The organism is Streptomyces ureilyticus (assembly GCF_011045025.1).
Lineage (GTDB): Bacteria > Actinomycetota > Actinomycetes > Streptomycetales > Streptomycetaceae > Streptomyces > Streptomyces ureilyticus.
Map to the genome: position 1 here is coordinate 1 of NZ_JAAKZX010000378.1, position 4,223 is coordinate 4,223.

Sequence of the window (4,223 nt, forward strand, 5' to 3'; positions counted from 1 at the left end):
CTCCCCCACCATCCGCGGAGCCCGACGCCCCCTCCAGCGGCACCAGCGACACCTCTCCCGTAGGAGTCGCCCCCGCTCCGGACGCCGGAGGCGAACCACCGGCCGCCCCCACCGCGACGTACCCGTCGTCGTCGCTCCCGCCGCCCGCGCTCACGGCGAGCACCCCGCCCAGACACACCACGACCGCCGCCGAGGCACCGGCCACGGCGCCCCGGCGGCCACGTATCCAAGTCACCTGACGCATCGCGCCAGTGTGGCTGACGATCCATCAGATAGAAAGAGACGGATGGGCATTGAGTGTTCCCATGAGTGAACCACCGCCCCGCGTATCGCGTCTGACAGAACGCCATGCCACTTCCGTCGGGTGACTCCCTTGCGGTTCGGGCACGTTGGGACGCGAGGGTGCGTCCCGCCGGGGTGGTCAGTTCACAGTTCAGAGCGTCGGGAGACACCCCCACATGCGTCTTTCCTCCATTTCCCCCACTCACAGAACAGCGGTCCGGCGGATCGCCACCGGCGTGATCGCGGCCGGTGCGGCACTCGGGCTCGCCGCCGCCTCCGTCGGCACGGCCCACGCCGCGGATTCGGCGGACCGCGGCCGGCCGGGCACCCGCATCATCGGCGGCACCGAACAGCCCGACGGCAAGCACCCGTTCATGGCGGCGCTGCTGCAGAAGGGCGCCGGCAACGCCCACGACCGGCAGTTCTGCGGCGGCAGCCTGCTGGCGGCCGACGTCGTGATGACGGCCGCGCACTGCGTCGAGGGCACGAAGCCCAAGGACATCGAGACCGTCGTCGGCCGGACCGTGCTGTCGAAGAAGAACCAGGGCCAGCTGCGCGACGTCGCCGAGATAGTCGTCCACCCCCGCTACGCCGAGGGCGAGGGGGCGTACGACCTGGCGCTGCTGATGCTGGACGAGCCCGTCGAGGGAATCGCCCCGGTCAACCTGCCGACCGCGGGCACGGACGCGCTGATCCGTCCGGGTGCCAAAGCCACCGTCATCGGCTGGGGCAATACCGACACCGAGGTGACGAACTATCCGGACCGCCTGCGCGCGGTGGACGTGCCGATCGTGTCGCACATCGAGTGCAAGGCGTCGTACCCGCAGTACGACACGAAGGTCAACATGTGCGCCGGCGTCGAGGGCAAGGACTCCTGCCAGGGCGACAGCGGCGGTCCGATCTTCCGCAAGCTGCAGGGCCGCAAGGGCGTGTTCCAGGTCGGCATCACGTCGTACGGCGACGGGTGCGCGGCGCAGGGAGCTCCCGGCGTGTACACGTACACCGGCTCCGCGAAGCTGTGGGACACGATGGAGGAGTCGGCGGCTGGTAAGCGGGCGCTGAACAAGCTGGGCAAGTAAGCGCGAGCGTTTCGACGCGAAATGCCTGAGCCTCGTACGTACGAGGCTCAGGCATTTCGCGACCAGCCACAACGGACGCGCAGTTGAGAACCGCCCTCCCAGCGGAGCGCCTAGCGCTCAGTCCGAGATCAGCCCTTCCCGCAGCTGCGACAGCGTCCGCGTAAGCAGCCGCGAGACGTGCATCTGCGAGATGCCGACCTCCTCGCCGATCTGCGACTGCGTCATGTTCGCGAAGAAGCGCAGCATGATGATCTGGCGCTCACGAGGCGGGAGTTTGGCGAGCAGCGGCTTGAGGGACTCGCGGTACTCGACGCCCTCCAGGGCCGTGTCCTCGTAGCCGAGGCGGTCCGCGAGCGAGCCTTCGCCGCCGTCGTCCTCGGGGGCCGGGGAGTCGAGCGAGGACGCGGTGTACGCGTTGCCGACCGCCAGGCCGTCGACCACGTCCTCCTCGGACACGCCCAGTACGGCGGCCAGTTCGGGCACCGTCGGGGAGCGGTCCAACTTCTGGGAGAGCTCGTCGCTCGCCTTCGTCAGTGCGAGCCGCAGCTCCTGGAGCCGGCGCGGAACGCGGACCGACCACGAGGTGTCGCGGAAGAAGCGCTTGATCTCGCCCACGACCGTCGGCATCGCGAACGTCGGGAACTCCACGCCCCGTTCGCAGTCGAAGCGGTCGATCGCCTTGATCAGGCCGATCGTGCCGACCTGGACGATGTCCTCCATGGGCTCGTTACGGCTGCGGAAGCGGGCTGCCGCGTAGCGCACGAGCGGGAGGTTGAGCTCGATGAGGGTGTCTCGGACGTAGGCGCGCTCCGGGCTGTTCTCGCCGAGTGCGGCGAGCCGCAGGAACAGGGAGCGGGACAGGGTGCGTGTGTCGATGGCTTCCGTGGTCGAAGGGGGCGGGGCCGGAAGGGCCGGGAGGACCGGGCCGTCGCCAAGCGCACCGTCAACCGGTGCATCGACACTGTGAAGCACGTCGGGCGCGGACTCGCTCTGCGCGAGCTCAAGCACCTTCGAGCTGCCCTGATCTGCGGACATGCCACCCCCTTTGGGTCGCGGACGGACGCGGCGGACGCTCCCGTCGAAGGAACGCAGCCTCCACCTGAATACCGGAGGCAGAGCTGCGGCAAACGCGCTTCCGGAAGAATGTCACATGTCGGCAACACGCTGTAGTGACTTGTCGACACTAAGAGGGTCAATCGGTCCTGGATAAAGGGGGTCTGGACGTTTTTCAGCCTAGAACTGCCGGGAAATCACCGTGCGGGTGATTCGCTCCCGCGAGCTATGACTCGATCCTGTTTGCGGACCGCAGCCTGGCGAAGCTCCGGGCGAGCAGCCTTGACACATGCATCTGGGAGACGCCCAGTTCGGCACTGATCTGCGACTGGGTGAGATTGCTGTAGTAGCGCAGCAGCAGGATCCGCTGCTCCCGTTCCGGGAGCTGGACCAGGAGGTGGCGTACGAGATCGCGGTGCTCGACTCCGTCCAGGGCCGGGTCCTCGTAGCCGAGCCGGTCGAGCAGGCCCGGCAGCCCGTCGCCCTCCTGGGCCGCCTCCAGGGAGGTCGCGTGGTACGAGCGTCCGGCCTCGAGGCAGGCCAGTACCTCCTCCTCCGCGATCCGCAGCCGCTCGGCGATCTCGGCGGTGGTGGGCGAGCGCCCGAACGCCGTAGTGAGGTCCTCGGTCGCGCTGTTCACCTGCACCCACAGCTCGTGCAGCCGGCGCGGTACGTGCACGGTGCGGACGTTGTCGCGGAAGTACCGCTTGATCTCGCCGACGACGGTCGGCATCGCGAAGGTCGGGAACTGCACGCCTCGGTCCGGGTCGAAGCGGTCGATCGCGTTGATCAGCCCGATGGTGCCGACCTGGACGACGTCCTCCATCGGCTCGTTACGACTGCGGAAGCGGGCGGCGGCGTAGCGCACGAGCGGCAGATTGGCCTCGATGAGCGCGCTGCGTACGCGGTGATGCTCGGGCGTCCCCGGCCGCAGCTGCTTCAGCTCCCCGAAGAGCACCTGTGTGAGCGCCCGGGTGTCGGCGCTGCGACGCTTCTCGGGGGCAGGCGCAGGCGCCGGGGCCTCTTCCTGGGGCGGCGCAGTACTGGCCGACACGGTCAACGCCACCTCTTTTTTGTCCATCAACTCTTGCAAACCGTGCAACTCATTCGTCAAAAGCGGTCATAGCATCACAAGACAGATCCACTGTGTGCAAGCACCGCAAAGAGTGGTGTTGATTCCCGAGTGGGGCCATAAGGCGCGTTTCAGCCCCGCATCATTCCGATACGGGGCTGGGGTGGGGCCTGGGCGTAATGGGGCTGTACGAGGCGACTGTGGCCGTACACCTCAGCCGTCAGCCGTCAGCCGTCAGTCGTCGGCCCCATTGGCGAGCCACGTCATGAAGTCGCCGACGGCCTGAGCGGCGTTCGAAATACCCTCGAACCCCATTGTCATGTAGTCGCCAGCCTTGTCCGGGTCGGTGATGATCACGTACAGCACGAAGACCACGAGCGCATAGACGGCGATCTTCTTCGAATTAACCGCCACCGCGGCCTCCCCTGTTGACCTGCTTGTCGACCTGTTGCCCCGCCGGGGCTCGTGTTTGCCGGCGGTGAGTGTAACTCGGGCACTTGTCCTACCACCGATTCTGTCTTCGGCAGATCTCCCCACACACCGTTCCTAGGGACTGAGTGGGAGTGGGTCCTGCTGCCAGGACCCATGCTCAGCCGAACGCCCCGAACGGTGTTGGGCGTTCTGGTTGCCCGCGTTCGCTCCGCACCCGGCGCCGACGGATCGTGTCCGTGGTCCGGGAATGCGGGGGCGGGGTCCCTCACGCCCAGGAACGCCGGATGGGGCCTGGGCGGTCCGAT

General features: G+C 67.7%; 4 protein-coding genes and 2 pseudogenes. 1 reads left to right on the forward strand and 5 read right to left on the reverse strand.

Annotation, left to right across the window (positions count from 1 at the left end; genetic code table 11):
- Window positions 1–244 (reverse strand): annotated as a pseudogene (locus G6048_RS46980) (hypothetical protein); the annotation flags it as partial.
- A 214-nt stretch (window positions 245–458) separates the two neighbouring features.
- On the opposite strand from G6048_RS46980, the gene G6048_RS46985 reads away from it, so the two are divergent.
- Window positions 459–1,361: a S1 family peptidase gene (locus G6048_RS46985; RefSeq protein WP_165345735.1), complete on the forward strand. Its 903-nt coding sequence runs from the start codon at window positions 459–461 to the stop codon at window positions 1,359–1,361.
- Window positions 1,362–1,478: 117 nt separating this feature from the next.
- On the opposite strand, the gene G6048_RS46990 is transcribed toward G6048_RS46985, so the two are convergent.
- The 4 genes and pseudogenes from G6048_RS46990 to G6048_RS50695 all read right to left on the reverse strand — a co-directional run.
- A complete protein-coding gene (locus tag G6048_RS46990) occupies window positions 1,479–2,396 on the reverse strand; it encodes an RNA polymerase sigma factor SigF (RefSeq protein ID WP_165345736.1) in 918 nt (305 codons plus the stop codon).
- Between the two features lie 244 nt (window positions 2,397–2,640).
- Window positions 2,641–3,495, reverse strand: coding sequence for an RNA polymerase sigma factor SigF (locus tag G6048_RS46995; protein ID WP_165345737.1), 855 nt, complete (start codon window positions 3,493–3,495; stop codon window positions 2,641–2,643).
- A gap of 225 nt (window positions 3,496–3,720) precedes the next feature.
- Window positions 3,721–3,900, reverse strand: a complete 180-nt coding sequence (locus tag G6048_RS47000) for a hypothetical protein (RefSeq protein WP_165345738.1) — start codon at window positions 3,898–3,900, stop codon at window positions 3,721–3,723.
- 132 nt (window positions 3,901–4,032) lie between these two features.
- Window positions 4,033–4,223: pseudogene (locus G6048_RS50695) on the reverse strand (IS200/IS605 family accessory protein TnpB-related protein); the annotation flags it as partial.

Coding starts and splice junctions, on each gene's coding strand:
- G6048_RS46985 (WP_165345735.1), top strand. CDS start 459: ATGCGTCTTTCCTCCATTTCCCCCACTCACAGAACAGCGGTCCGGCGG.
- G6048_RS46990 (WP_165345736.1), bottom strand. CDS start 2,396: ATGTCCGCAGATCAGGGCAGCTCGAAGGTGCTTGAGCTCGCGCAGAGC.
- G6048_RS46995 (WP_165345737.1), bottom strand. CDS start 3,495: ATGGACAAAAAAGAGGTGGCGTTGACCGTGTCGGCCAGTACTGCGCCG.